This is a genomic window from Streptosporangium sp. NPDC049046 (assembly GCF_040649155.1).
Taxonomy (GTDB): Bacteria; Actinomycetota; Actinomycetes; order Streptosporangiales; family Streptosporangiaceae; genus Streptosporangium.
In genome coordinates this window covers 237605-264111 of sequence record NZ_JBEZEZ010000002.1, presented here as the reverse complement: position 1 = coordinate 264111, position 26507 = coordinate 237605, and the positions used below count along the sequence as shown (strand labels likewise).

Below are 26507 nucleotides of genomic sequence, written 5' to 3'. Positions count from 1 at the left end.
CTTGGTTCGCGAGGCTCAGCCCTCGGAGGCGGGCGGCACCTCCTGGCGCGGCGCGCTCCGCTTGATCCTGACCCGGGAGACCCTGCGGCCGTCCATGTCGGTGACCGTGAGGTCGAACCCCGGGATCTCCACCCGATCCCCCAGCGCGGGAAGGTGTCCGAGCGCTCCCATGACGAACCCGCCGAGGGTCTCGTACGGACCGTCGGGCAGGCGGATCCCGGTCTCGGCCGCCACCTCGTCGAGGTTGGCCAGACCGTCGAGCTCGACCTCTCCCGCGGGCAGTGCGACGTGCTCGTCCGCCACGTCGTGCTCGTCGCGGATGTCGCCGATCAGCTCCTCGACGAGGTCCTCCAGGGTGACGATGCCCGCCGTTCCGCCGTACTCGTCGACCACGATCGCCAGGTGGTGCCCCTCCTTGCGCATCTCCGACAGCGTCGCCATCAGCCGCTTGCTGGTGGGGACCAGCTTGACCGGGCGGATCGGCACCAGCTCGCTGATCGGCTCGATGGACCCGGTCAGCACCGGGTCGAGCAGGTCGCGGATGTGGACGAAGCCCACGATGTCATCGTAGGAGTCGCGATAGACGGGAAAGCGGGAGTGCGGCATGGCCGCGGCCAGGACCGCCGCCTCGGCCAGCCGCGTGTCGACGGACATGAACTCCACCTCGGTGCGCGGCAGCATCACCTCGCGTAGCTGCCGCTTGCCCGCCGCGAAGACCTCCCCGATCAGGTGGCGCTCGTCGGCGGTGAGTTCGTGGTGCCCCACCACCATGTCGCGCAACTCCTCGGTGGAGATCTCCTCGCGGTCGGCACGGGGGTCGCCGCCGAGCAGCTTGACGACCCCGTCGGTGGACTTGGACAGCGTCCAGATGATCGGCCGCGACAGCAGGGCCATCCGGTCGAGGAACGGCGCGACCAGCAGGGAGATCCCCTCGGCCCGCTGCCGGGCGATGCGCTTGGGGACCAGCTCGCCGAGGACGAGCGAGGCGTACGAGATCGCCAGCGTCACCAGCACCAGGGAGAGCGGGGCCGCCACGGCCTCGGGCGTCCCCCAGCCGGTCACCACGGGGATGAGGTCCTGGGCGAGGGTGTCGGCGCCGAAGGCGGCCGAGAGCATGGTCGCCACGGTGACGCCGATCTGCACGGCGGACAGGAAGCGGTTGGGGTCGCGAGCGAGCTTCGCCGCCCTCGCCCCCCTGCGGCCCTGGGCGTCGAGCCGCCTGACCTGGCTCTCCCTGAGGGAGACCATGGCCATCTCGGCCGCGGCGAAGAATCCCCCGATCAGTACGAAGAGCATGACCAAGGCGATGTTCGCCAGGACGCTGTTCACGAGATCGTCTCCGTCATGGCGGTCGCCCGTTCCGGCGGTGGTCGATATTTGATGTGCCAGCATATGCTGGCAATAGACTTACAAAAGTAAACAAGTACAAACATCATCAAACAGGAGGCCCCGTGAAGCTGCTCGTCACCGGAGGCGCCGGATACATCGGCGGCGTCGTGGCGGCGCGACTCGTCGAGGCGGGCCACGAGGTCACCGTGCTGGACGACCTCTCCACCGGCCACGCCGACGCGGTGCCACCGGGCGCCCGTTTCGTCGAAGGGTCGATCACCGAGGCCGCCGGCCTGCTGACCGGCATGGACGGCGTGCTCCACTTCGCGGCGAAGTCCCTCGTCGGCGAGTCGGTGGAACGGCCGGACCTCTACTGGGCGCACAACCTCGGCGGCACCCTCGCCCTGCTCGACGCCATGCGGAGCGCGGGAGTGGGACGGATCGTCTTCTCCTCCACCGCCGCGACGTACGGCGAGCCGGAGCGCTCCCCGATCGAGGAGACCGACCCGACCCGGCCGACCAACCCCTACGGCGCGTCCAAGCTCGCGGTCGACACCGCGCTGAGCGCGTTCGCCGGACTGTACGGCCTGGCCGCGGTGAGCCTGCGCTACTTCAACGTGGGCGGCGCGTACACCGCCGCGGACGGCAGCGTCTACCGCGAGCGTCACACCGTGGAGACCCACCTGATCCCCAACGTCCTCGCCGTCGCACTCGGCGGTCGCGAGTCGGTCAGCGTGTTCGGCACGGATTACCCCACTCCCGACGGCACATGCGTGCGCGACTACATCCACGTGGCCGACCTCGCCGAAGCCCACCTGCTGGCACTGGACGCCTGCTCGGCGGGCGAGCACAAGATCTACAACCTCGGCAGCGGGACGGGCTTCTCCGTGCAGGAGGTGCTGTCGGTCTGCCGTGAGGTCACCGGCCACGAGATCCCCGCGGTCGTGCGCGAGCGCCGCGCCGGCGACCCGGCCGTGCTGGTCGCCTCGTCCGCCAAGATCCAGCGCGAGCTCGGCTGGAAGCCCGAGCACCCGTCGATCCGCGACGTCGTCGCCGACGCCTGGGCCGCCCTGCGCGGCTGACACAGCGCCCTCGTCTGCCCTCGTCTGCCGCCGTCTGCCGCCGCCTGCCGCCGTCCATGGAAACGTGCGGCCGGGCGGCCACGCCTACCTCAAGCGGAAGCGAGCCGTGTTGTTGGCGGGACGGCGGTCGCCCAGCCGAAGAGAGTAGACGGTCGCCTCGGCCCTGGGCGCGTGCGCGCGGGCCACGAAGGCGAGCGTGAAGCTCACCCGCCTGCCCGCGCCGACCGTACGAAGCCTGCACCCGACATAGGCGGGGAGGGAGTCGCAGCGCGCCCCCCTCGCCGACATGAGGCGCGCCCCGCCGGTGTCGAAGAGGACCCCCGCGTCGTGGACGCGCCGCGGTCCCCGGTTGCGCACCACCGCGGCCACGGTCACCAGGCGGCCCGCCCGCGTCGTACGCGCCACCCGCGACAACCGGACCGCCAGATCCGTACCCTCGTCCACCTCGGTCAGCGTCTCGGAGACATTGTCCGTCTCGTCGTCGTCCACGACCTCGGAGGAGATCGTCGCGCTCGCCCTCAGCGGCCCCCTCGCGCCGGACCTCACCAGCCCCGTGATCGTCACCCCACCGGCCTGACCTGCCATGACATCCTTCACCGAGGGGCAGACCACCTCCCCTGCCACCGCGCCGGGACGGCACTCGGCGACGTTCACGCCGATCACCGCCACCTCTTCCGGCAGCCGGACGGTCAGCAGCGGAAGCACCGCGTCCCCCGGCCCGTCGTTGCGCACCTCGGCCCGGTAGGTGATCGGCTGCCCCGGCTGCGCGCGCTTCGGGGAGGCCGTGAGCCGAACCGACAGGTCGGCGGCCCCCCAGGTGTCGTCCCCTGGCGAGGCGAACGCTCCCCGAGGTGTCGCGACGAGCGCGAGACAGATCACCCCGGCGACGACCCTCACCGCGGCGTACTCCCTGAACACCGATCCCCCGGCCACAAGTGATCATTGAACGCCGGGTCACGCCGCTCCGCGACGATCGACACGCCGCTTTCTCCCCTCGCCGTCCGCGCCGCGAAGGTGCGGAGGAGCCTCCCGACGCCGCGCGGAGAAAGGGCCGGGAACGCGAACGGGGCCCCGGCATGCCGGGGCCCCGTTCGCGGGGCGGCTCAGGTCGAAGAGCGCGTGACGGGCTCGGACCGGAGAACGTGCAGGTGCTCGGATCGAAAACCGCCTGGCCGCGTGGCCGCTCAGACCAGACCGAGCTCGCGCACCGCGGAACGCTCCTCCTCCAGCTCGCGCACCGTGGCGTCGATGCGCTCGCGCGAGAAGGCGTCGATCTCCAGCCCCTGGACGATCTCCCACTTGCCGTCGCGCGAGGCGACGGGGAAGGACGAGATGAGCCCCTCGGGAACGCCGTACGAGCCGTCGGAGGGGATCGCCGCCGAGGTCCAGTCGGTGCCGTTGACCCAGTCGAAGACGTGGTCGATCGCCGCGTTGGCGGCGGAGGCGGCCGAGGACGCGCCCCGGGCCTCGATGATCGCGGCGCCGCGCTTGGCGACGGTGGGGATGAAGGTGTCACGCAGCCAGGCGTCGTCGACCAGCTCAGCGGCGATCTTGCCGCCGACCTCGGTGTGGAAGAGGTCGGGGTACTGAGTGGCGGAGTGGTTGCCCCAGACGGTCATCTTCTTGATCTCGGAGACCGGGACCTGGAGCTTGGCGGCGAGCTGGGAGATCGCGCGGTTGTGGTCGAGACGCATCATCGCGCTGAAGCGCTCGGCCGGGACGTCCGGGGCGTGCTGCTGGGCGATGAGCGCGTTGGTGTTGGCCGGGTTGCCGACCACCAGCACGCGGATGTCGTCCGCCGCGTTGTCGTTGATCGCCTTACCCTGCGGGCCGAAGATGCCGCCGTTGGCCTGGAGGAGGTCACCGCGCTCCATGCCCTTGCTGCGGGGACGGGCCCCGACCAGCAGCGCGATGTTGGCGCCGCTGAACGCCACGTTCGGGTCGTCGGTGACCTCGATGCCGCTCAGCAGCGGGAACGCGCAGTCGTCGAGCTCCATCGCGGTGCCCTCCGCGGCCTTCACGGCCTGCGGGATCTCCAGGAGGCTCAGCTTGACCGGGACGTCCGCGCCCAGCAACTGGCCCGAGGCGATGCGGAAAAGCAGCGCGTAGCCGATCTGACCGGCGGCGCCGGTGACGGTGACCTTTACGGGAGTCTGGGCCATGACCTTCCCCCACTCGAAGGATGAATTGTGACGCTCGGATGCTACCCGTCCACCGTGGACGACCGTCCGGCGAGTGCCTTGATCGGCCCTCCGGGTGGCGGGACCGGTGCGACGAACGCCCCGCCGACCGCGGGTGAGAGCACCTCCTACGTCCATCCGCCGATGGACGCCGATGGACGCCGGTGCCCACCGGTGGACCGCCGGCCCGTCTCCGGACGTCGGCCGAATGTCACGACCGGGTGACCGGCTCCCTCCGGGTCCGGTTCCCCCGGCAAGGTCGTGTGACGGCGCGTCAGGAGCAGGGGGCCATGGTGGGGAGGTTGTTCTCCCGCTCAGAGAACTCGACCTTGGAGAAGTGCTTGTCGAGCAGCTTACGGACCGCACCGCTCCGGTAGAGGTCGGCGATCGCCCCCCTGACTGCCTCGCAGGTGCGCACGTCGCCCCTCTTGAGCGCCACCGCGTAGCGCTCGTCGGTGAGCTTCAGGCCGAGCAGCTTGTAGTGGATGCTCTCCCGGTTGCCGAAACCGGCGAGCAGCAGGTCGTCGCCGGGGATCGCGTCGACCTCGCCGGCGGCCAGCTTGTTGACGCAGTCGGAGTAGGTCTCCGCGGGAACCAGCGTGAGCTGCTCCACCGCCCCCTGCAGGACCGCCACGGCCGCGCTGAAGGCCGGCTGGCACATCCGGCTGCCCTCCAGGCCCTTCACGGTCACGATCGGCGAACCGTCCTTGACGAGCGCGTCGACGTGGGCGAGGTAGTACGGCCCCGCGAAGGTGACGTCGTCGGTGTCGTTGATCGAGTACGTGGCCAGGACGAGGTCGACGTCACCGTTCGCCAGCAGTTTCGGCCGGTCGGGACGGGCGGTGGCCCGGAAGGTGACACCGCTCTCCGGCACCCCCAGCGCCTTGGCGATCTCAAGGGCGAGGTCGACCTCGAAGCCGCTCCACCTGCCCTGGTTCTTCAGCGCGATGCCGGGCAGGGAGTCGCGCAGGCCGATGACGAGTTTGCCGGTCTTGGCGGCCTTGTCCGCCACGGAGGTGAACGCCGTCGGGACCGGTTCCTTCGGCCCGCCCTTGTCGACGGGCCTCGGCCACCACTGGTAGGCGGCGACCGCCCCGGCGGCGAGCAGCAGCACGGCCACCGCGGCGGCGATCCAGCGCCTCCCACGCGGGCGGCGCGGCGTCTTCTGCGTCTTCGGTGTCCCGTCGGGGATCGTGGCCGCCTGCCAGCTGGGCGGCGGCACCTCCCCGGCGTACCCCACGTACCCGGGAGACCCCGGAGACGGGGACCGGTCCCAGTGGTCGGGAGACGGCGGGCGGTCCCGGTGGTCGGGAGAAGCCGGATGGTCGTGACGGCCCGAGGAGCGGTGCTCCTGCGGGCGGTGGTCCGGGAGGCGCCGCTCCGAAGGATACGACTCGGGAGCCCGGTGGCCGGGGAAGGACGGATACTCCGGGGGATACGACTCGGGAGCGCGGTGGTCCGGGAGGGACGGGTACTCCGAGGATGTGGGGACGTGTGAGGGCCCGCCGTGGTCGGTGGGTGCGCGGCGCTCGTCCTGGCCGGCCCCGGTCCGGCTTCCCTGCCCCGGGTGAGTCCCTCCGCTCTGATCGCCGTGGCCGGGGTGCGTACGCCGGTCGTGGGCGGGATGCCGGACCTGGAACCCCGTGGACGGGAGAGGCGGGTCGTTCGGGAGACCGCCCGTCCTGGGGTTCGGAGTCCGCATGGGACTGGTGGCGTCGTCGTCACGGCCCTGACCGCCGACGTCGCGGGCATACCCCCGCTCACGGCCCTGCCCGTCGGAAAGGCCCTGCCCATGGGAACGGCCCTGGTCACCGCTTCGGTCACCGTCCTGGGTACGAGGCCGAGGCTCGTCGCGGGAGGACTTGGGGACGGCGACCTGGGCGCCCTGGGTGAGGATCGCGGGCGAGGCGTTCGCCGTCTCGGGATGGCCGAGCAGCCGGAGCAGGAGCTGGTCGGCCGAAGGTCGCATGGCGGGCGACTTGGCCAGCGCCGAACCGACCACGCCGCGCAGCGGCTCCGGCAGCATGCCGAGGTCGATCTCGTGGTTGAGGATGCGGTTGAGCACCACCGCGATCGAGCCGCCCGCGAAGACGGTCTCGCCGGTCGCGGCGAACGCGATGGTCGCCCCCCAGGCGAAGACGTCGGTGTGCGGCCCGACCTCGGCGCCGGAGATCTGCTCGGGCGCCATGTAGGCGGGGGTGCCGATGGCCCGGCTGGTGATCGTTCCGGTGGAGTCGAGGATGCGGGCGATCCCGAAGTCGACGACCCTCGGGCCGTCGGCGGCGATGAGCACGTTGTCGGGCTTGAAGTCGCGGTGCACGATCGCGGCGTGGTGGATCGCGGTGAGCGCGGTGGCCGTGCCGATCGCCAGCCGCTGCAGCGGGGCGCCCCTGAGGGGGCCGTCGGTCTCCACGACCTCGCGCAGCGACCTGCCCTCGATGTACTCGCTCGCGATGTAGGGGGTGTCGCCTTCGAGGTCGGCGTCCATCACGCCCGCCGTGCAGAACGAGGCGACCCGCTGGGCCGCCCTCGCCTCCCTGGCGAACCGGGATCTCGCGATGGCGTCGCCGGAGAACTTCACGTGCAGCAACTTGATCGCCGCCCGCTCCCCCGCGGCGTTGATCCCGAGGTAGACGACGCCCTGCCCGCCCTCGCCGACCCGCCCGACAACGCGGAACGGCCCGAGCTGGCGCGGCTCTCCCGCTTCCAGTGGCGCGATATCCGGCATCATCGTCCCCACGGTCTCGTAATCTTCGACGTGGCAAACTTTACGGCGCCATGACCCGCCCTCTCCCGCTGTTATCCCGACGTGACCCCACATTCCTTCCGGGAACGACCGGTCTTCCGGTCGTGTCACGCCGAGAAACAACGGGCATCCCACCCACCCAATTTCCGACATTAACCCCAATCTGGCGCTCCAGCCGCTTAGATCGCTACCGTTGTACGTCCCTCAGGCAAGCCGGAGCAAAAACTTCCATGCGCCGATATATCGGTTATCGCGAGTTCGTACAGCGCGATCAGCGTTCCCTCGTCGGCACCGCCCTTCTCCTCACCGGCAGCCACGAGCAGGCCATCCGCCTCACCCTGCGCTCCTTCCACACCGTCGCCCTCTCCTGGCCGCCGCCGCTGTGGGAGAACCCCACCACGCACGCCCAGATCGCGCTCTACCGCCGCTTCCTCCAGCGGCCGAGCGCGGCGGGGCCGACGGCGCTGGTACGGATCCCGCCCCGGCAGCGGCTTCTCGTGGTCGCCTGCCTGCACGACGGCAGGTCCCGCGCGGAGATGGCCTCCCTTCTCGGGCTGCCGGAGAAGACCGTGGAGGCGGAGATCGCCGAAGCGGTCGACACCCTCACCAAGGGCAGTGAGAGCCGCCTGATCACCAGGATGGCCAACGCCGCGGGTGAGGCCTCCGTCCCCGATCTCTCCGCCCGGTCCATGCGCACGCTCAGGCGACGCCGCGCCAGGGGGATCCTGCTCACCGTGGCCGCCGCGCTCGTCCCGGTCGGACTGGTCGCCGCCTTCATCGTGCTCCAGCAGGGCGAGGTGTGGAACTCGGCGCTGGGCGAGCGCAACCAGGCCCGCGCGGCGCAGGAGCCCGTACGGGCGGTCTCCAGCCCCGAGCCCGACGGCCGGGAGCCGGACGGTTCCGCGCCCGACGGCCGGGAACAGGCCGGCGGGGAACCCGGCGGCGCCCCGGCGCCGTGGCAGGCTCCGCGGACCTCCTCGGTGATCCGCTACGCGGTCCCGGCACCGTGTCCCGAGGGCGACGCCGCACCCCCGGCGCGGGCCGGAGACGTCACCTGCGCGGGCTGGACGCTGACACTGGCTCCCGGCGGCCCCGAGAGCCCCGCTCCCGGCCCCAACGCCTGCGAGGGCCGGAAACCCTGCGAGTCGACGCTGAGCGTCCCCGACGCCGCCCAGCGCCTCGCACACGGGGACGAGGGGGAGCGCCCCCGGCTCGTCCCCGCCGTCAGCCGCGACGGGCGCCGCATCGCCTACCTCAGCGCGGCGGAGCGCCGCTATGTCGCCCATGACCTCGGCAGCGGCGTGAAGCGCCATCTGTCGCCGGTCCTCGTTCCCGCCGACACCGAGAACGGCACCGCGGTGAGCGTCTCCCCCAACGGCCGCCACTTCACCGTCACCCTCGGCGAGCGGCGTCTGCGCACCGACTTCACGACCGGCACCCTGACATCCCTGCCCGCGGAACAGATGTCCCCGGCGGAGAAGATCTCCCCCTGGCTCCGGGAGCGGTACGGGACCTGGTCGGACTCCCCCAGCGGGAGATACTCCGCCGCGATCGTCGCCGGAAAGAGCGAGAAACCTCACCGGCTCCACATCGTCGACGCCACATCACGAGATGTCTTCAAACGGCTCCCGCTTCCCGAGGTGAAGCGGCCCGCCGAGGCCGAGGTCGTGAGCTGGCTGAACAACCGCGAGGTGGTCGTGAGGATGAGCGCGAAGGCGGGAGGCGACCTCCTCGGCTTCTTCCGCGTGGACGCCGTCAACGGACGGGCGCACCGCGTACCCGGCCTCCCGGCCGACGCCTCGCTCGTCCTGGGGGCCGCGACGGCGTCGTGACCGGCCCCCCTGTGCCGGGCCATGGCCGCAACGGGAAAAGGGCCGCCGTGGGGCGGCCCTTTTCCACAGGTCCTGCGGGTTCTGCGGGTTCTGCGTGCGACGGTGCCGGCCGGGTGAGGGCCGGTGCCGCCGGAGACCGGTCGGGTGCCGGTCAGCCCATCTTCTTCTTCAGGTTCTCGTCCAGGGCCGCCAGGAAGTCCTGGGTGGTCAGCCACTTGGCGTCGCCACCGACCAGCAGGGCGAGGTCCTTGGTCATCTGGCCGCCCTCGACGGTCTCGACACAGACCTGCTCGAGCTTCTCCGCGAAGTCGATCAGCGCGGGGTTGTTGTCGAGCTTGCCGCGGTGCTGCAGGCCCCGGGTCCACGCGAAGATCGAGGCGATCGGGTTCGTGGAGGTGGGGTTGCCCTTCTGGTGCTCACGGTAGTGGCGGGTCACCGTGCCGTGGGCGGCCTCGGCCTCGACGGTGCGGCCGTCGGGGGTGAGCAGGACCGAGGTCATCAGGCCGAGCGAGCCGAAGCCCTGCGCGACGGTGTCGGACTGGACGTCGCCGTCGTAGTTCTTGGCGGCCCAGACGTATCCGCCCTCCCACTTGAGCGCCGCGGCGACCATGTCGTCGATGAGGCGGTGCTCGTAGGTGATGCCGGCGGCGTCGAAGTCGGCCTTGAACTCGGTCTCGAAGACCTCGGCGAAGATGTCCTTGAAACGGCCGTCGTAGACCTTCATGATCGTGTTCTTCGTGGAGAGGTAGACCGGGTAACCACGCGACAGGCCGTACCGCATGGAGGAGCGGGCGAAGTCGCGGATCGATTCGTCCAGGTTGTACATCGCCATCGCGACGCCGGGGCCGGGGAAGTCGTAGACGTCGAGCTCGATCGGCTCCGAGCCGTCCTTGGGGGTGTAGGTGAGGGTGAGGCTGCCCTCGCCGGGGATCTTCAGGTCGGTGGCGCGGTACTGGTCGCCGAACGCGTGACGGCCGATGATGATCGGCTTGGTCCAGCCGGGAACGAGCCTCGGCACGTTGGACATGATGATCGGCTCACGGAAGATGACACCGCCGAGAATGTTGCGGATGGTCCCGTTCGGGGACTTCCACATCTTCTTGAGGCCGAACTCCTCCACCCGAGCCTCGTCAGGGGTGATCGTGGCGCACTTGACGCCGACGCCGTACTGCTTGATCGCGTTCGCGGCGTCGATCGTCACCTGGTCGTCGGTGGCGTCGCGGTGCTCGATCCCGAGGTCGTAGTACTTCAGGTCGACGTCGAGGTAGGGAAGGATCAGCTGGTCCTTGATGAACTGCCAGATGATCCGGGTCATCTCGTCGCCGTCAAGCTCGACGACGGGGCCCTCTACCTTGATCTTGGGCATGCGTGTGGTTCCCCTTCTGAACTAATTTGGCCAGACAGTCCTTTTTGAGGCTCACTGGCCGTTGAGGCTATCGGACCGGGCCCGTCGCCTGGCGACGCACCCGTTCCTCCGACCTATCGCATCGGCATGAGCGCCGGATATTCGAGGATCAGCCCGCCCACCATGAGCGCGATTCCGAGACCCGCGAGGGTGAGGACGTCGGTCGCCTTGCGGCGCACGGCGAGCCGCCCGCCTCCGGCCAGCCTGGCCAGCGCCCCCAGCGTCATGACGGCACCCAGGGCGAAACCGCCCCACTCGGGCATGTCAAGCAGCACCGCGAAGACAATGGCGGCGACCGCGCCGACCGCCACCAGTGGGTACGCGCCCCAGCGCTCCTCGTTCGCGTTCACCGCTCGCGCGTTCACCGGCCCATCACTCGCTCTCGCCTCCGACTCATCGATTCCGACCTGTCCGATCCCGGTTCTTCTGATTCGGGGTCACATGATCCCGGTGCGCATGATCCCATTTCCTCTGATTCCAGGTCATACGATCCCTGATCACCTGATCCCGGCTCATCGCTCGGTGATCGGCTTCCACTTCTGGTCACGCTCGCCGATGTACTCGCTGTCCGGACGGATCAGCCGGTTGTCGGCGTGCTGCTCGATGACGTGCGCGGTCCATCCTGACATGCGGCTCACGGAGAAGACGGGAGTGAACAGGTCCGTCGGGATGCCGAGATAGTGGTAGACGGTCGCCGCGTAGAAGTCGACGTTCGGGTAGAGGCCCTTCGTCTCGAAGACGACCTCCTCCATCTCCTTGGACATCCGGTAGTACGTGTCGTCGCCGGACGCCTCGCCGAGCTCCCGCGACATCCTGCGCAGGTGCGTGGCCCGCGGGTCCTCGGTCTTGTAGACGCGGTGCCCGAAGCCCATGATCTTCTCTCCCGCGGAGAGCCTGTCCCGTACGGCCTGGGCGACGGAACCCGCGTCGAGCGACTCCAGGGTGCGCATGACCTGCTCGTTGGCGCCGCCGTGCAGGGGGCCCTTGAGGGTGCCGATCGCCGCCACCACGGCCGAGTGCATGTCGGACAGGGTCGCGGCGCAGACGCGGGCGGCGAACGTGGAGGCGTTCATCGTGTGGTCGGCGTGCAGGACCAGGCAGGCGTCGAAGATCTCGACCTCGCGCTCATCGGGGGTACGGCCGGTGATCTGGAGGAGGAAGTTCGCGGCCACGCTCAGCTCGGGGTCCGCGTCGGGAACGGTGGTGCCCGTCCTGGCCGCGTGGTAGCGGGCGACGAGGATCGGCTGCTGCGCGGTCAGCCTGGCGGCCTTGCGCAGGTTCGCCTCGGGGTCGTTGGTGTCCTTGTCGGGATCGTCGCCTCCGGCCAGCGAGACCAGCGTGCGCAGCGCCTCCATGGGGGCCTGCTTCTCCGCGATCTCCGGGATGTTGGCCTCGACGAGCGCGCCGAGCGTGCGCCCTCGAACCAGCTCCTCGCCGTACGCCGCCAGCTGGTCCCGGGTGGGGAGGGTGCCGTACTGGAGCAGGTGGGCGGTCTCTTCGAAGGTGGTGCGGCCCGCCAGATCGTGGATGTCGTAGCCACGATAGAAGAGGCGACCGGCCTGACCGTCGATGTCACTGAGCGCTGTGGATGCGGCTACGACATCGGCGAGACCTTTGGTGGGTTTGTCCGCCATAAGTGTTTCCTCCGCTTATCTGTGCCCGAAGTCTACCTGTGAGCAGCGGAAACCCTCCCGAGAGGTGCACGCCAATTTCACGTGGGATTCTCCTTCTGGCAAAGGCGATTCCCCATCACCTCGTCTGGGTAAGCCGGAGCTGTAGGAATAGTTACGGCGGGCTACCTGGGGAGGAACTGCCGTGGAGGGGCCGTTCATACGCATCGAGGACACAGGCGAGGTGGTCCCGTTGCGCCCCGAGATCACGACGATCGGACGTGGCCGGGGAGTGGACATCCGGCTCACCGATCCGAGTGTTTCCCGGCTGCACGCGGAATTCGTCCGGCGCGGACCCTACCTGTACGTCGTTGACCTGGGCCTGTCCCGCAACGGCACTCGGGTCAACGGTCGGCCGATCGCCCGGAGGGTGCTTGACGACGGTGACGTGGTGTCCTTCGGTGCGGCACGAGGCAGGATCGGCGGAGTGCCACGCGAGGACTTCGCCCCGGAGATCGAGCTCCGCCGCGCCGCGGCGCCGGAGCTGACCAGGCGGGAGGTTGATGTCCTGACGTCACTGTGCCGTCCGGCGCTGTCGGACGAGGCGTTCGTCGCACCGGCCACGGCCAGGGAGATCGCCGACGATCTGGTGGTGACGGAGGCGGCTGTCAAACAGCACCTCCTGCGCCTCTACCAGAAGTTCCGGATCCCGGAGGGCACCAACCGGCGCACCAGGCTGGCGAACGAGGTCGTCGCCCTGGGGCTGGTCAGGCCCACCCCCGTGGTGCCGCCGCAGCGCGCGGCCGGCGCTCCCGAGCCTCAGACCGCGTCGTCCACCACCGCGAACCGCAGGGCCTCGTGAGCGAGGCCCTGTGGCCGCGGGTTCTGTGAGCAAGGTCTCATGGACGGGCGCACCGAATGGGTCGGGCGGGTCCGGTGAGTGTCGGGCGGGTCCGGTGAGCAAGGTCTCGCGAACGAGCGAGCCGAATGGTTCGGGCGGGTCCGGATGATCCGGTCCTGCCCGAGACATTCGGTGTCGCCCGCGCTGTCAGGCGCCACCCGTACCGTCAGGCGCCGCCCGTGCTGCCAGGCGACGCCATGACCGTCAGGCGTCGCCGGGGCCTGCTCCGCGTCCCCGAGGGAGAAGGGCCCGAGATCGCGGGGTCAGCCGCGCTCCGCCTCCCTCGCCTCCTTACGCTCGATGATCCTGCGGGTGAAGGGGATCCACTCCATCGCCCGCCCGCTGAGGTAGGCCGCGCCGAGCGCGAGGATGATCATCATCCAGGGGCTGATCCAGACACCATGCATGATCACAAAGGCGTACAGGGCGTGGTCGAGCAATGGCATGAGGAGGCTCCACGACTGTGACGAAAGGGATGCTTCAGACTAACCGCAGGTCAAAGCTTTTTCATCCAGGTGGTCCTGTCTAATCCGCCACTTTCCTATCTCCTGTGCGCAGCCGCCACAGTCGTCGCGACGGCCGCGCAGCGGGAGCGGGTCAGTGGAAGAAATGGCGGGTTCCGGTGAAGTAGAGGGTAACCCCGGCCGCCTCGGCGGCCGCGACGACCTCCTCGTCCCTGATCGAACCGCCCGGTTCCACGACCGCCTTCACACCCGCGTCGATGAGGATCTGCAGACCATCGGGGAAGGGGAAGAACGCGTCGGAGGCCGCGGCGGCCCCTGAAGTTCGCTCGCCCGCCCGGGAGACCGCGAGCCGCGCCGAGTCGACCCGGTTGACCTGACCCATGCCGACACCCACCGACGCGCCGTCCGAGGCGAGCAGGATCGCGTTGGACTTCACCGAGCGGCACGCCCGCCAGGCGAAGGCGAGGTCGGCGAGCACCTCCGCGGAGGCGGCGGGTCCGGCCTTCAGCTCCCAGTTGGACGGATCGTCGCCCGGGGCGTCGACCCGGTCGGCGGTCTGCACCAGCAGGCCGCCGTCGATCCGGCGGAACTCCGCCGGGTTGGACGGTCCCGCGGGGCAGGACAGCAGCCGGATGTTCTTCTTGGCGGTGAGCACCTCCAGCGCCTCCGCCGTGAAGGAGGGCGCCACCACGACCTCGGTGAACACCTCGGCGATCTGCCGGGCCAGCTCCCCGGTCACCTCCGCGTTGACCGCGATCACCCCGCCGTACGCCGAGACGGGGTCGCAGGCGTGGGCCTTGCGGTGCGCCTCGGCGACGTCCGCGCCGATCGCGATGCCGCACGGGTTCTGGTGCTTGATGATCGCCACGGCGGGCGCGTCGAAGTCCCACGCGGCCCGCCACGCGGCGTCGGCGTCGAGGTAGTTGTTGTAGGACATCTCCTTGCCGTGCAGCTGCTCGGCGTTGGCCAGGCCGTCCTTCTGCCCCGAGTACAGGGCGGCACCCTGGTGCGGGTTCTCGCCGTAGCGCAGCGACGACCGCAGCTCCCAGGCCGCGCCCATGTAACGCGGCCACGCCCCCTCCTCGGCGGCGTAGACGCTCGCGAACCAGGAGGCCACCGCGGTGTCGTAGGCGGCGGTGTGGGCGTAAGCGGCGGCGGCCAGGCGGCGGCGCTCGGCGAGGGTGAAGCCTCCGTCGGCGATCGCGGCGAGCACCTCACCGTAGAAGGCGGGGTCGACGACCACCGCGGCGGTGCCGTGGTTCTTCGCCCCGGCCCGGATCATCGCGGGGCCGCCGATGTCGATCTGCTCCACGCACTCGGCGTCGGAGGCGCCGGAGGCCACGGTCTCCTCGAACGGGTAGAGGTTCACCACCACCAGCTCGAACGGCTCGATCTCCAGCTCTTCGAGCTGCTTGGTGTGCGACGGGTTGCCGCTGTCGGCGAGCAGCCCGGCGTGCACGCGCGGGTGCAGCGTCTTGACCCGGCCGTCGAGGCACTCGGGGAAGCCGGTCAGCGACTCGACAGGAGTGACGGGGACGCCGAAGGAGGCGATCTTCGCGGCGGTGCCCCCGGTGGAGACGATCTCCACACCCGCGGCGTCGAGCCCACGGGCCAGCTCCTCCAGCCCGCTCTTGTCATACACCGCGATCAACGCGCGCCGGATGGCGATGCGGGTCACTTCATGCTCCTCGTGGTTGGTTCCGGGTTTCCCCCGGGAACCCGGCTCATCCGCCGGGTCGTCCGAATCGAACAATCCTGCCGGTGACGGTCCAGCCCTCGCGGGCCATCCGGCCGACGGTGTCGACGAGCAGATGACGCTCGACGGTCTTGATGCGCTCGTGCAGGGTCGGCTCGTCGTCGCCGTCCAGCACGGGCACGGCCTCCTGGGCGATGATCGGCCCGGTGTCGACGCCCGCGTCGGCGAGCATCACGGTGCAGCCGGTGACGCGCACGCCGTACGAGAGTGCGTCACGGACGCCGTGCGCGCCGGGGAAGGAGGGCAGCAGGGCGGGATGGGTGTTGAGGACCGGGAAGGCGTTCAGCGTCGGCGCGCCGAGGATCTTCATGAATCCCGCGCAGACCACGAGGTCCGGCCGGTACTCGGCGATCCGGGCGGCGAGCCCGTTGTCCCACTCCTCGCGGGTGGGATGATCGGCCAGCCTCTCCACGAAGGTCGGCACCCCCGCGCGCTCCGCACGGGTCAACCCCTCGATACCGCCGCGATCGGCGCCCACGGCCACGATCCGGGCACCGTAGGTCTCGTCTGCCACAGCGTCCAGCAGGGCCTGTAGGTTGGTTCCAGAACCGGACACGAGAACCACAAGCCGAACGGCCTGGGATGACACCGACGCACTCCATTCGGACGGGGACTCACGCCGCTGCAAGGGTATCGGCCTGTCCGTACGAACAACGCAAGGAGGTCAGGTGACACCACCGGTCGAGGTCCGGCCCACTGAGAGCGCCGGTCGCAGGGCGCTGTGGCTCGCGGTCGCCGCGGCGGTGATGACGCTGCTACTCCCCCTCGCGGGAATCGTCATGGCGATCTTCGCCCTCGCCACCTCGATCCGCGCGATCAGGACGCTCCGCGCCATCCCCAAGCCGGCGGGCACCGCCGTGGTGGGCGTCGTGCTGTCGGCCATGGCGTTGCTGATCTCGATCGCGGTGACGTCGCTGCAGTTCTACTTCGGTGACGAGCTGGCCGCCTACACCGAGTGCGGCAGGGGCGCGGGCACCGTGGCGGCGCAGAACGAGTGCGTGGAGCAGCTCGAACGGGCGATGGAGAAGAAGCTGCCCTTCCTGGAGCCCGGCCAGGTGCGCTTCCCCTTCCCGCCCTGACCGACGCGGCTCTCATCGCCCGGTCCTGACCGGCACGGGACTTCACCCGGCGCGACTCTGACCGGCTTGGATCCGTCGGCCCCTGTTCGGCGCGAGGCTTCTCCCGGCGCCTCCCTGACCGGCTCGGACCGGGCTCGGACCTGCTCGGTTCTCATCGCCCGGCTCTGACCCGCCCAGAGCTTCACCGGCGTCTCCCTGACCGGCTTGGATCCATCGCTCGGCCCGGGCCGACGCGGAGCCTCAGTCGCGGTCCCAGGCGTAGGGGTCGACGTAGATGACGTGGCCGCCCTTGTCGTCGCTCTCGTCGACGATGTCGCGCCGGGGCGGGCGCGGCGGGTCGGGGCGGCGGGCCTTCTGCGGGTTCTCCGCCGCGGCCGAGGCGTGCTCGTCCTCCCAGTCGTCCCTGATGACCGGGATCGGCTGGGTGTCGCACTCCGTGGCGTCCAGCCAGTAGCCGGGGAGTTTCTGGAGTTCCTCCGGCTCGGCGAAGCCGACCTTTCCCGCCGCCGAGGCCGCCGCCTTGGCGATCTTGACACCCGCCTTGCGCACCGGCGCGGTGGCGGTGCCGACCTTGGCCGCCGCCTTGGTGACGGCCGTGTTGTGCCCGCGGAAGATCAACCACCAGTTGGCCAGTCCCGCGGCGATCCCGGCCGCGACGCCCACCTCCAGGGTCACCGAGACCATCACCTCCCAGCCAGAGGGACCCAGCGCGGCCAGCCGCGCGCCGCCGAGCGAGCCACCGGAGAGCGCGGCGAGCAGGCCCGCCACCGTCCCCGTCGCGAGCCCGCAGGCGAACCCCCACAGCGGCGCCCCCTCGTACGAGGGGGAGGGCGAGATCCGGACGACCAGGACACCCGCCACGGCCCCGGCCAGGAAAGGCACCGCGATCACGATCATCACCCAGGCCGGCGTCGGGCCCGCCTCGGGCAGCGCGCCCAGGATCGGCAGGCTCGGGACCGTGCCGAGCTGCACGCCCGTCGGCGCGACCAGCGTGCCGGTGCCGACCGCGAATCCCGGACCCGCGATGTAGGCGAGGCCCCAGATGACGGCGTTGAGCAGGTAGAGGCCCTGCACCAGCAGGAGCAGCGCACCTCCGACGAACCCCGGCGCCAGGATCCCGGAGAGCTCCCGCACCTGCCCGAAGTTGACCACGACGGCCCCGACCACAACGACGGCACCCGCGACGAGCATGATCCCCAGCGCGGCGGACGTCCCGGCCACGACCGAGCGCAGCCGCTCGGGCAGCAGGCGCAGCATCGAACGCCAGGGGCCGATCGTCCTGGCGACGGCCACCGAGCCCGCGAGGAAGGCCAGCACCAGATGGCTGGCCAGCACGTCGCCGAGGAAGGGCTGGGTGATCTCGTTCCTGGTGACCAGCGCGATCAGCCCGGCCAGCAGCGCGTACGGCGCCGCCAGCGAGATGCCCGCCTGCGCGATCAGGACCAGCTGCGCCCTGCGGCGGGCGTTGGACACCTCCTTCGGGGTGTTCTTGGGCAGCCTGGCGGGCAGCCGGAGCCGCAGATCCGCGTCGCGGGCCATCCACATCCCGGCGCGGTACAGCAGGAAGGCGGGCAGGATCGTCAGCCCGAGCGGAAGCAGGCCCACCGAGCCGCCGGGGATCGCGAAGCCCGCGTGGTGCGCGGCGAGCCAGAGCTGCGACGCGGTGCGGAACACCGCGGGCAGTCCCGCGCCGAGCGCGCCGCGGGGAGCGGCGATCCAGCCGACCAGGGTGAGCGTGGTGAGCACCGCCAGCCCCACGCCGAGGGTCCACGCGGCGGCGAGCATCCCGGAGACGGGAAGCGGCCGACGGGCGTCGTCGTCGTCACCCGTGAGGCCGGGCAGGGGGATACGGCTGAGGACGTTACGGGGAGCCGTCCGTAGCTGATCGAAAAGGGCCGTCACAGTAGTCGATGCTCTCAGGATCTTCGGTGCGGAAGGGACTCCCTCGCCCGCGTGTCGCGCACCGCGTCACGGGATCCCCCTGTGGTATCCGGGTGACGCCGACACGGAAACCGCATGGCGAAGGGCGCCCGGCGGGATGCCGGACGCCCTTTGAAAGTGGGTGGGGCCGTGGCCCCGGAGCCGTGCGTCAGAGCGACTTGACGACCTCGCGCATCAGGCGGGCGGTCTCGCTCGGGGTCCTGCCGACGCGGACGCCGACCTTCTCCAGCGCGTCCTTCTTCGCCTGGGCGGTGCCGGCCGAGCCGGACACGATCGCGCCCGCGTGGCCCATGGTCTTGCCCTCGGGGGCGGTGAAGCCCGCCACGTAGGCGACGACCGGCTTGGTGACGTGCTGCTCGATGTAGGCGGCCGCGCGCTCCTCGGCGTCGCCGCCGATCTCGCCGATCATCACGATCGCCTCGGTGCCCGGGTCGTCCTGGAACGCCTGCAGGGCGTCGATGTGCGTGGTGCCGATGACCGGGTCACCGCCGATGCCGACCGCGGTGGAGAACCCGATGTCGCGCAGCTCGTACATGAGCTGGTACGTCAGCGTGCCCGACTTCGAGACCAGGCCGATGCGGCCCGCGCTGGTGATGTCGGCCGGGATGATCCCCGCGTTCGAGGCGCCGGGCGAGGCGATGCCGGGGCAGTTGGGCCCGATGATCCGGGTCTTGCCGCCCTTGGCGACCGCGTACGCCCAGAACTCGGTGGTGTCGTGGATCGGGACGCCCTCGGTGATGACCACGCAGAGCGGGATCTCGGCGTCGATCGCCTCCTTGACGGCGTCCTTGGTGAACGCCGGGGGCACGAAGACGACCGACACGTCGGCGCCGGTCTCCTTGATCGCCTCCGCGACGGTGCCGAAGACGGGCAGGCCCTCGTGGACGGTGCCGGCCTTGCGGGCGTTGACGCCGCCGACGACGCGGGCGCCCGAGGCGAGCATCCGGCGGGTGTGCTTGGTGCCCTCACCGCCGGTCATACCCTGGACGATGATCTTGCTGTTCTCGTTCAGCCAGATGGCCATTACGCACCTACCGCGGCGAGTTCGGCGGCGCGCTTGGCCGCATCGTCCATGGTGTCCACCAGTTCGACGCCGGGGAGCTTCGCGTCGGAGAGAATCTGACGCCCGAGTTCGGCGTTGTTGCCGTCCAGGCGGACGACGAGCGGGCGGCTCACGCTCTCGCCCCGGGCCTCCAGCAGCTGGAAGGCCGAGACGATGCCGTTGGCGACCGCGTCACAGGCGGTGATGCCGCCGAAGACGTTGACGAAGATCGACTTCACCGCGGGGTCGGAGATGATGATCTCCAGACCGGCCGCCATCACCTCGGCCGAGGCGCCGCCGCCGATGTCGAGGAAGTTGGCGGGCTTGGGCGTGCCTGGGAACGCCTCGCCGGCGTAGGCGACGACGTCCAGGGTCGACATGACCAGGCCGGCGCCGTTGCCGATGATGCCGACGGAACCGTCGAGCTTGACGTAGTTGAGGTCCTTGGCCTTGGCCGCGGCCTCCAGCGGGTCCTCGGCGGCCTTGTCCTCGAAGGCCGCGTGGTCCGTCTGGCGGAACGCCGCGTTGTCGTCGAGGGTGACCTTGCCGTCGAGGGCCTTCACCTGGCCGTCGGCGGACAGGATCATCGGGTTGACCTCGACGAGAGAGGCGTCCTCGTCGACGAAGGCGCACCAGAGCTTCTCGATGAGCTCGGCGGAGCCGTCGAGCGCGGCCTCCGGCAGCCCGCCGGCCTGGGCGATCTCACGGGCCTTGGCCCGGTCGACGCCGTCCAGGGGGGAGATCGGGATCTTCGCGACCTTCTCCGGGGTGCTGTGCGCGACCTCTTCGATGTCCATGCCGCCCGCGGCGGAGCAGATGGCGAGGAACGTACGGTTGGCGCGGTCGAGCAGGAAGGAGAAGTAGTACTCCTCCGCGATCGCGCTCGCCTCCTCGATCAGGACCTTGTGGACCGTGTGGCCCTTGATGTCCATGCCGAGGATGTCGGTGGCCTTCCGCTCGGCGTCGGCGGCGTCGTCGGCGACCTTCACGCCACCGGCCTTGCCGCGACCACCGGTCTTGACCTGGGCCTTGACGACGACACGGCCGGTCAGCTCCTCGGCTGCCGCCCGTGCCTCCTCCACGGTGTGCGCGACCACGCCGCGCGGCACCGGGATGCCGTACTCCGCGAAGAGCTCCTTCGCCTGATGTTCGAACAGGTCCACGAGGGTCCGTCCTTGCTTGTCCGGCTGGTGTACAGATGAGAGCGGGCCGACTCCATGATCCAAGGGGAGCCCGACGGTTTTGCGCCAATGACCCGACGGTTTTGCGCCAATGAAGCCTAGCCCGCCTGATGACATGACCAGGTAACCGGGTTCCAGATCGTACGCCTCGAACGCTGTGAGCGCCGAACCGACAGGCCCTGCCGCCGCCCCGTGAGATCGTTCACCGGAGCGGCGAGCGACCTGTCAGAGGTCCGTCGGAGTGGCGAGAGACCGGCCCGAAGGGGATGTCAGACGGGCGAGGGGATCGCGCTGCGCACCCAGTCGACGATCTCCTGGGTGGTGGCGCCCGGGGTGAAGACGCGTGCGACGCCCATCTCCTGGAGCGCGGGCATGTCGTCCTCGGGGATGATCCCGCCGCCGAACACGACGATGTCGCTCGCGTCGTTCTCCTTCAGCAGCTCCAGCACCTTCGCGAAGAGCGTCATGTGCGCGCCGGACAGGATGGACAGCCCGATCGCCGCGGCGTCCTCCTGGATCGCGGTGCGCACGATCTGCTCGGGCGTCTGGTGCAGGCCGGTGTAGACGACCTCCATCCCGGCGTCCCGCAGCGCCCGCGCCACGATCTTCACACCCCTGTCGTGGCCGTCCAGCCCCGGCTTGGCGATGACGACGCGGATTCTTGACACGGCATCCATCCAGACCTCCTTGTCTGCGCTCCCCTCGCGACGTGGGAACTGTCGGAAGCGTAACCGGCCACGTCTCACCGGGGTCGGCGGGCCACCGCGACCGGCACATCTCGCCGGAGTCGGCGGGCCGTCGCGAACCACATTACAGCGGCGCCGATTTCATCGTTTTTTCTCGTACGGCGCCACGGCCGCCGCCCGAACGACCGTGCCCCGGTTAAACCGGCGGGAATGCGCGGGAGGGCCGAGGTCCCGCGAAAAACCCACGAAAAAAGGAAACCGACCGTCCGTGGTCGACCGGAAACAGACCCGTGTCTCCGTAGGGCCCCCAAAGGTCCAGAGGACGCCTCTGCACCGAATATGCACGTTTAATTCAAGGCGATCCTCCAAATGCGCTACCATTTCGTGATCTTGCCCCGCAAGAATGTGTTTCCCCTCCCCAGCGGGGTGGAGGGATCAATCAGGAGGATCTTCCTTTGAAGCGATACATCGCCGGTCTGGCGTGCGCCGCGACGGCCATGCTGGGCGTTCCGGCGCTGGCATCGACCGCGCACGCGCAGGCCGCCGACCCGGTCAGTGCGCTGAAGAAGCAGTTCAAGAGCGGCCTTGGCGTCACCTACGTCGACACCACGAAGGTGCGGGCCTCATACGGCAGCGCGGTCACGGCCCAGCGAAAGGGGGTGTTCCAGTTCGGCGCCTCCGGAATCAACGCGTCCGACCAGACCACCAAACTGCGCTTCAAGGCGAGCGACATCGCGGCGATTTCCGAGGAGCTGAGCGAGGAGGACGCCAAAGTTCTGGCCGGGCTGACCTCGCCCGAGCGGGTGATTCGCGTCAAGAACACCTCCTACATCTCCGGCGGAATCTTCGGCCAATTCCTGCCCGACGACAAAACGTGGCTGAAGACTCCCAGCGGCATCCTGGGCAACAACGGCCGGTTGAGCCAGCTTGTCAACCCGGCCGAACCCGCGACGCTCAAGGCCCTGCTCGCGCGCGCCACGGTCAAGCGTCCGACCGCCTACTCGGGGAAGATCACCTTCGGTGAGCTCTACAAGGTCTCACCGTGGTTCCGGGCGGGCATCTTCATTCCCCCGACCGCCAAGCAGTCGAAGACCGTGGTGCAGTGGAAGCTGGTTCTCGGTTCCGACCTGCTCGCGAGGAAACTGACCACCAGCTACTCCGCCGGCGCCCTGGGCGCCCCGGGAGGGACGACCCTCTCGGTCGAGACCCGATACACCGGTTGGGGCTCCAAGGTCACGGTCAAGGCGCCGCCCGCCGACCAGGTCGCCCAGCCCGGTGACCTCGATGAGGGCGTGGAGGCCGACGCCCCCATCCAGCTGCTGAGTGGCGCCAGCTGATCGCCTTTCTTCGGTCGCCGCGTCGGTCACACCACGCCGATCGCTTCGTACCGATCGCATTTCGCCGGTCGCCACACGATGATCACACCGCGTTGACCGTCCCGCGCTGACCACCCCGAACCACACGAGCCGCGCCCGGTGGGCCTCACCCGCCGGGCGCGGCTCGCGGCGTTTCCATGTGCGCGGGATCCGACACATGCGAGACCTGACGTACGCGGGAGCCGACGTGCTCGGGAGCTGAGGGGCGCGGGACCCGGCGCGTCAAAGGATCCTCCCACCGCCTGGGACGATCGACTGTCCGGCATGTTCGGCTCCCGGTATGGTTCGGCAGGCGGTCGGTGCCCTCCGCGTTCTTCGGTCACACGGGACTCGCCAGCTTCGGCGGTTCTTGATCCGATATTTCGGGATATAGGCAAGAATCTTCTTCCGCCCTCAGCGACGACGCGAGGACACATACGGGAGGACCCCCTCGATGAGGCGAATGATCGCCGCCCTCACCGGCGCCACCGTGGCAGCTCTGATCGCTCCCACGCTGGTCGCCGTCACTCCGGCGAGCGCGAAGACCACCCCGGCCGCGACGGCCTCGGCGGCCGACCCGGTCTCGGCATTGAAGCGCCACTTCAGGACCCACAGGGGCGTGAAGCTCACCGAGAACACGAAAGTCGTCGGTGAGGGCAAGAAGCACCGGGCGATCTTCACCCGGCGGAGCGGCGTGCTGGAGTTCGGCAGGACCGGCCTGGTCGCCTCGGACCTCACCACCAAGTTCAACCTGCCCGCAGAGGATGGCGAGCTCAAGGGCCTGTTCACCCCGTCGCGGACGATCTCACTGAAGGGCGTCTCCTACACCTCGGGCGGCATCTTCGCCGAGTCCATGCCCGAGGGCAAGAAGTGGCTGCGCACTCGCGGCGACACGGCCTACCTGGTCAGCGCCGTCCAGCAGATCATCAGCACTGTCGAGCCCGCCACGCTGCGGGCGACCCTGACCCGCACCACCGCCAAGCGTCCCGGCGGGACGTGGGACGGGACCCGGACCACGGTCCACTCGGGCACGATCACGCTGGCCGAGCTCTTCAAGGTCTCTCCCGCGGTGCGCGCGATGCTGGTCAAGAAGCCCACCGGCAGGTCCGCGACGCTCCCGGTGACCTGGAAGATCTACGTCGGCTCCGACCAGCTGGTCCGCCGGGTCGTGTCGTCGTACACGGAGTCGACCCGGGGCCTCAACAGCACCGAGCTGTCCTACGTCAACGACACCCGCTACACCGGCTGGGGCACCAAGGTCACGATCAAGGCGCCGCCCGCCGGCCAGGTGGTCGAGTTCGACGAGCTCATCGGTGACACCTCCCCGCCGGAGGACCCCATCGGAGAGATCTTCAAGGGCTGAACCGCACGCCGCCCGAGGTGATCGACGACTCGGAGACCGGTCCGAGGCGATCACCGAGGGCATCTCGGACGGGATGAGTGCCCGGCGCGCGACAGCCGGGCACTCATCGGACACCTCCGACGTGGACACCCCGGCTCCCGGCACCTCTCGCCCGATTACGGTCGGTCGACGTCCGGCATCGTCATCCGGTGCCGGACACGCGGGTCCCGAAGATCGAAGCAACGGAGCTCTCCGGGCCGTGGAGCAAGTCAGCCCAGCGTGGATCGCCGGTCGCGGGTCAGAGCTTCTCCAGCGGCGCGTACGCCAGCAGCAGGGTCTTCTCTCCCCCGCCACCAAAGTCGATCTTGACCTTGGTCTTCTCCGCGACGCCGTCCACCGACACCACCGTGCCCAGACCGAACTGGTCGTGGGTGATCCGGTCACCGGGGGTGAGGTTGGGGATCTGCCTGCCGCCGGGCTTCCTCGCCGGGGCGGGGCGGGAGTCGCGGCGGGTGGCGGCGCTCCAGGCGCTCTTCTCCGGGTCGCTGCGCCAGTCGACCAGCTCGGACGGGATCTCGGCGACGAACCGGGACGCCGGGTTGAACGCGGGTGAGCCCCAGGAACTACGGACGGCCGCCCTGGAGATGTAGAGGCGCCGCTCGGCCCTGGTGATGCCGACATAGGCCAGGCGACGCTCCTCCTCCAGCTCCTTGGGCTCGCCGAGAGAGCGCATGTGCGGGAAGACCCCGTCCTCCATGCCGGTGAGGAACACCACGGGGAACTCCAGCCCCTTGGCGGTGTGCAGCGTCATCAACGTCACCACGCCCTGGCCGCCGTCGGCCGCCGGGATCTGGTCGGCGTCGGCGACCAGGGAGACCTGCTCCAGGAACTCGACCAGCGTGCCCTCGGGATTCGCCTCCTCGAACTCTGAGGCGACCGAGATCATCTCGTCCAGGTTCTCCAGGCGGCTCTCGTCCTGCGGGTCGTTGGAGGCGGTGAGCTCCAGGCGGTAACCGGTGCTCACCAGCACCTCCTGGGCCAGCTCCGAGGGCGTCATGTCGTCGGCCTTCACCATGAGCTCGTCCATCAGCGCGACGAACTCGCCGATGGCCTTGAGCGAGCGGGTGGCCATGCCCGGCGCCTCGTCCGCCCGGCGCAGCCCCTCCCAGTAGGGGATCCGCTCCCTGGTCGCGAACGCCTCGACCATCGCCTCGGCCCGCTCGCCGATGCCGCGCTTGGGCACGTTGAGGATGCGACGCAGCGAGACCACGTCGTTCGGGTTGGACAGGAAGCGCAGGTAGGCGAGCAGGTCGCGGACCTCCTTGCGCTCGTAGAAGCGCACCCCGCCCACCACCTTGTAGGGCAGACCGGTCCGGATGAAGATCTCCTCGAACACCCGGGAGGCGGCGTTGGTCCGGTAGAACACGGCGACCTGGCCGGGAACGACGTCCTCGTCGTCGGTGAGCCTGTCGACCTCCTGGGCGACGAACATGGCCTCGTCGTGCTCGTTGTCGGCGACATAGCCGATGATCTTCGCCCCGGCGCCCTGGTCGGACCAGAGGTTCTTGGGCTTGCGGCTCGCGTTGCGCGAGATCACCGCGTTGGCGGCGGACAGGATCGTCTGGGTGGAGCGGTAGTTCTGCTCCAGCAGGATCGTCCTCGCCTCCGGGTAGTCGCGCTCGAACTCCAGGATGTTGCGGATCGTCGCACCGCGGAAGGCGTAGATCGACTGGTCGGCGTCACCCACCACGCACAGCTCGGCCGGAGCGACCCTGCTCTCGCCGCCCTCCCTGACCACGTCACCGTCGGCGGTGCGCGGCTCGGGACGGCCCGCGATCTCGCGGATCAGGGTGTATTGGGCGTGGTTGGTGTCCTGGTACTCGTCGACCATGATGTGGCGCCAGCGGAGCCGGTAGTGTTCGGCCACGTCGGGGAAGATCTGGAACAGCGTCACCGTCAGCATGATGAGGTCGTCGAAGTCCATCGCTCCGGCCTCGGTGAGCTTCTGCTGGTAGTTGCGGTACGCCTCGGCGAGCTTGCGCTCCAGATGGGTGGACGCCTGGGCCGCCGCCGTCTCGTAGTCGATCAGCTCGTTCTTGAAGTTGCTCACCTGGGCGGAGAACGACCTCGGCGGGTAACGCTTGGGGTCGAGGTCCATCTCGCGGCAGACCATCGCCATCAGGCGCTGGGAGTCGGCCTGGTCGTAGATGGAGAAACCCGAAGGGAAGCCGAGGCGCTTGGCCTCGCGGCGCAGGATCCGCACGCACGCGCTGTGGAAGGTCATCACCCACATCGCCGCCGAGCGCGGGCCGATGAGCCGGTCGACCCGGTCCTTCATCTCCCTCGCGGCCTTGTTGGTGAAGGTGATCGCCAGGATCTCCTGCGGCTGCACGCCCCGCTCACCCAGCAGGTAGGCGATGCGGTGGGTGAGCACCCGGGTCTTGCCGGAACCCGCACCCGCGACGATGAGCAGGGGGCTGCCGTGGTGCACGACGGCCTCGCGCTGCTGAGGATTGAGCCCGTCGAGCAACGGATGGGTCAGGGAAGAGGCTGGGATCGACACGTCCCCTAGGTTA

The 26507-nt window shown here is 69.8% G+C and carries 21 protein-coding genes; 6 read left to right on the top strand and 15 right to left on the bottom strand.

Annotated features, from left to right (window positions below):
* Nucleotides 1-15 precede the first annotated feature (15 nt).
* Complete coding sequence (locus AB0B96_RS03605) at nucleotides 16-1329, bottom strand: hemolysin family protein (protein WP_362896181.1); 1314 nt, start codon at nucleotides 1327-1329, stop codon at nucleotides 16-18.
* A 122-nt stretch (nucleotides 1330-1451) separates the two neighbouring features.
* On the opposite strand from AB0B96_RS03605, the gene galE reads away from it, so the two are divergent.
* Nucleotides 1452-2411 carry a UDP-glucose 4-epimerase GalE gene (gene galE, locus AB0B96_RS03600; RefSeq protein WP_362896179.1) on the top strand — a complete coding sequence of 320 codons (960 nt, stop codon included), beginning with the start codon at nucleotides 1452-1454 and terminating at the stop codon, nucleotides 2409-2411.
* An 84-nt stretch (nucleotides 2412-2495) separates the two neighbouring features.
* Here galE and AB0B96_RS03595 read toward each other — a convergent pair whose 3' ends face one another.
* From AB0B96_RS03595 to AB0B96_RS03585, 3 genes are all read right to left on the bottom strand, one after another.
* Nucleotides 2496-3344 carry a hypothetical protein gene (locus AB0B96_RS03595; protein WP_362896177.1) on the bottom strand — a complete coding sequence of 283 codons (849 nt, stop codon included), beginning with the start codon at nucleotides 3342-3344 and terminating at the stop codon, nucleotides 2496-2498.
* 251 nt (nucleotides 3345-3595) lie between these two features.
* Complete coding sequence (locus AB0B96_RS03590) at nucleotides 3596-4573, bottom strand: malate dehydrogenase (protein ID WP_362896175.1); 978 nt, start codon at nucleotides 4571-4573, stop codon at nucleotides 3596-3598.
* Between the two features lie 292 nt (nucleotides 4574-4865).
* On the bottom strand, nucleotides 4866-7322 hold the full coding sequence (locus AB0B96_RS03585) for a transporter substrate-binding domain-containing protein (protein ID WP_362896173.1): 2457 nt from the start codon (nucleotides 7320-7322) through the stop codon (nucleotides 4866-4868).
* Between the two features lie 245 nt (nucleotides 7323-7567).
* Here AB0B96_RS03585 and AB0B96_RS03580 point away from each other — a divergent pair, with 245 nt between their 5' ends.
* Entirely contained in the window at nucleotides 7568-9169 is a 1602-nt protein-coding gene (locus tag AB0B96_RS03580) for a hypothetical protein (protein ID WP_362896171.1), read from the top strand.
* Between the two features lie 151 nt (nucleotides 9170-9320).
* Here AB0B96_RS03580 and AB0B96_RS03575 read toward each other — a convergent pair whose 3' ends face one another.
* The 3 genes from AB0B96_RS03575 to AB0B96_RS03565 form a co-directional block, all read right to left on the bottom strand.
* Entirely contained in the window at nucleotides 9321-10535 is a 1215-nt protein-coding gene (locus AB0B96_RS03575) for an NADP-dependent isocitrate dehydrogenase (protein ID WP_350943440.1), read from the bottom strand.
* 113 nt (nucleotides 10536-10648) lie between these two features.
* Nucleotides 10649-10939: a DUF3017 domain-containing protein gene (locus AB0B96_RS03570; protein ID WP_362896168.1), complete on the bottom strand. Its 291-nt coding sequence runs from the start codon at nucleotides 10937-10939 to the stop codon at nucleotides 10649-10651.
* A gap of 147 nt (nucleotides 10940-11086) precedes the next feature.
* Nucleotides 11087-12208 carry a citrate/2-methylcitrate synthase gene (locus tag AB0B96_RS03565; RefSeq protein WP_362896166.1) on the bottom strand — a complete coding sequence of 374 codons (1122 nt, stop codon included), beginning with the start codon at nucleotides 12206-12208 and terminating at the stop codon, nucleotides 11087-11089.
* A gap of 181 nt (nucleotides 12209-12389) precedes the next feature.
* Here AB0B96_RS03565 and AB0B96_RS03560 point away from each other — a divergent pair, with 181 nt between their 5' ends.
* Nucleotides 12390-13046, top strand: a complete 657-nt coding sequence (locus tag AB0B96_RS03560) for an FHA domain-containing protein (RefSeq protein ID WP_350943436.1) — start codon at nucleotides 12390-12392, stop codon at nucleotides 13044-13046.
* Nucleotides 13047-13348: 302 nt separating this feature from the next.
* Here the strand turns inward: AB0B96_RS03560 and AB0B96_RS03555 are convergent, their stop codons facing one another.
* From AB0B96_RS03555 to purN, 3 genes are all read right to left on the bottom strand, one after another.
* On the bottom strand, nucleotides 13349-13531 hold the full coding sequence (locus AB0B96_RS03555; RefSeq protein WP_350943434.1) for a hypothetical protein: 183 nt from the start codon (nucleotides 13529-13531) through the stop codon (nucleotides 13349-13351).
* Nucleotides 13532-13682: 151 nt separating this feature from the next.
* On the bottom strand, nucleotides 13683-15227 hold the full coding sequence (purH, locus tag AB0B96_RS03550; RefSeq protein ID WP_362896164.1) for a bifunctional phosphoribosylaminoimidazolecarboxamide formyltransferase/IMP cyclohydrolase: 1545 nt from the start codon (nucleotides 15225-15227) through the stop codon (nucleotides 13683-13685).
* A 46-nt stretch (nucleotides 15228-15273) separates the two neighbouring features.
* On the bottom strand, nucleotides 15274-15894 hold the full coding sequence (gene purN, locus AB0B96_RS03545; protein ID WP_362896162.1) for a phosphoribosylglycinamide formyltransferase: 621 nt from the start codon (nucleotides 15892-15894) through the stop codon (nucleotides 15274-15276).
* Between the two features lie 79 nt (nucleotides 15895-15973).
* Between purN and AB0B96_RS03540 the strand changes: the two genes are divergently transcribed.
* Entirely contained in the window at nucleotides 15974-16384 is a 411-nt protein-coding gene (locus AB0B96_RS03540) for a hypothetical protein (protein ID WP_362896160.1), read from the top strand.
* Between the two features lie 240 nt (nucleotides 16385-16624).
* On the opposite strand, the gene AB0B96_RS03535 is transcribed toward AB0B96_RS03540, so the two are convergent.
* From AB0B96_RS03535 to AB0B96_RS03520, 4 genes are all read right to left on the bottom strand, one after another.
* Nucleotides 16625-18286 (bottom strand): DUF6350 family protein, encoded by a 1662-nt coding sequence (locus AB0B96_RS03535; protein WP_362896158.1) that lies wholly within the window; start codon nucleotides 18284-18286, stop codon nucleotides 16625-16627.
* Nucleotides 18287-18473: 187 nt separating this feature from the next.
* A complete protein-coding gene (gene sucD / locus AB0B96_RS03530; RefSeq protein ID WP_350943426.1) occupies nucleotides 18474-19349 on the bottom strand; it encodes a succinate--CoA ligase subunit alpha in 876 nt (291 codons plus the stop codon).
* Nucleotides 19349-20530: an ADP-forming succinate--CoA ligase subunit beta gene (gene sucC / locus AB0B96_RS03525; RefSeq protein ID WP_350943424.1), complete on the bottom strand. Its 1182-nt coding sequence runs from the start codon at nucleotides 20528-20530 to the stop codon at nucleotides 19349-19351. The genes sucD and sucC overlap by 1 nt, the downstream gene beginning before the upstream one ends.
* Nucleotides 20531-20817: 287 nt before the next feature.
* Nucleotides 20818-21225 carry a cobalamin B12-binding domain-containing protein gene (locus AB0B96_RS03520; protein WP_350943422.1) on the bottom strand — a complete coding sequence of 136 codons (408 nt, stop codon included), beginning with the start codon at nucleotides 21223-21225 and terminating at the stop codon, nucleotides 20818-20820.
* 464 nt (nucleotides 21226-21689) lie between these two features.
* Between AB0B96_RS03520 and AB0B96_RS03515 the strand changes: the two genes are divergently transcribed.
* Together AB0B96_RS03515 and AB0B96_RS03510 are read left to right on the top strand one after the other, a co-directional pair.
* Nucleotides 21690-22571 (top strand): hypothetical protein, encoded by an 882-nt coding sequence (locus AB0B96_RS03515; protein ID WP_350943420.1) that lies wholly within the window; start codon nucleotides 21690-21692, stop codon nucleotides 22569-22571.
* Between the two features lie 472 nt (nucleotides 22572-23043).
* Nucleotides 23044-23952, top strand: a complete 909-nt coding sequence (locus tag AB0B96_RS03510; RefSeq protein ID WP_362896154.1) for a hypothetical protein — start codon at nucleotides 23044-23046, stop codon at nucleotides 23950-23952.
* 277 nt (nucleotides 23953-24229) lie between these two features.
* Here AB0B96_RS03510 and pcrA read toward each other — a convergent pair whose 3' ends face one another.
* Nucleotides 24230-26488, bottom strand: a complete 2259-nt coding sequence (gene pcrA / locus AB0B96_RS03505) for a DNA helicase PcrA (protein WP_362896415.1) — start codon at nucleotides 26486-26488, stop codon at nucleotides 24230-24232.
* Nucleotides 26489-26507 lie beyond the last annotated feature (19 nt).

Bases quoted from the DNA above. Each gene is read 5' to 3' on its own strand.
- AB0B96_RS03520 (WP_350943422.1), bottom strand. From the start codon at position 21,225: ATGGATGCCGTGTCAAGAATCCGCGTCGTCATCGCCAAGCCGGGGCTG.
- AB0B96_RS03580 (WP_362896171.1), top strand. From the start codon at position 7,568: ATGCGCCGATATATCGGTTATCGCGAGTTCGTACAGCGCGATCAGCGT.
- AB0B96_RS03575 (WP_350943440.1), bottom strand. From the start codon at position 10,535: ATGCCCAAGATCAAGGTAGAGGGCCCCGTCGTCGAGCTTGACGGCGAC.
- AB0B96_RS03565 (WP_362896166.1), bottom strand. From the start codon at position 12,208: ATGGCGGACAAACCCACCAAAGGTCTCGCCGATGTCGTAGCCGCATCC.
- sucD (WP_350943426.1), bottom strand. From the start codon at position 19,349: ATGGCCATCTGGCTGAACGAGAACAGCAAGATCATCGTCCAGGGTATG.
- AB0B96_RS03590 (WP_362896175.1), bottom strand. From the start codon at position 4,573: ATGGCCCAGACTCCCGTAAAGGTCACCGTCACCGGCGCCGCCGGTCAG.
- AB0B96_RS03510 (WP_362896154.1), top strand. From the start codon at position 23,044: ATGAGGCGAATGATCGCCGCCCTCACCGGCGCCACCGTGGCAGCTCTG.
- AB0B96_RS03555 (WP_350943434.1), bottom strand. From the start codon at position 13,531: ATGCCATTGCTCGACCACGCCCTGTACGCCTTTGTGATCATGCATGGT.
- AB0B96_RS03585 (WP_362896173.1), bottom strand. From the start codon at position 7,322: ATGATGCCGGATATCGCGCCACTGGAAGCGGGAGAGCCGCGCCAGCTC.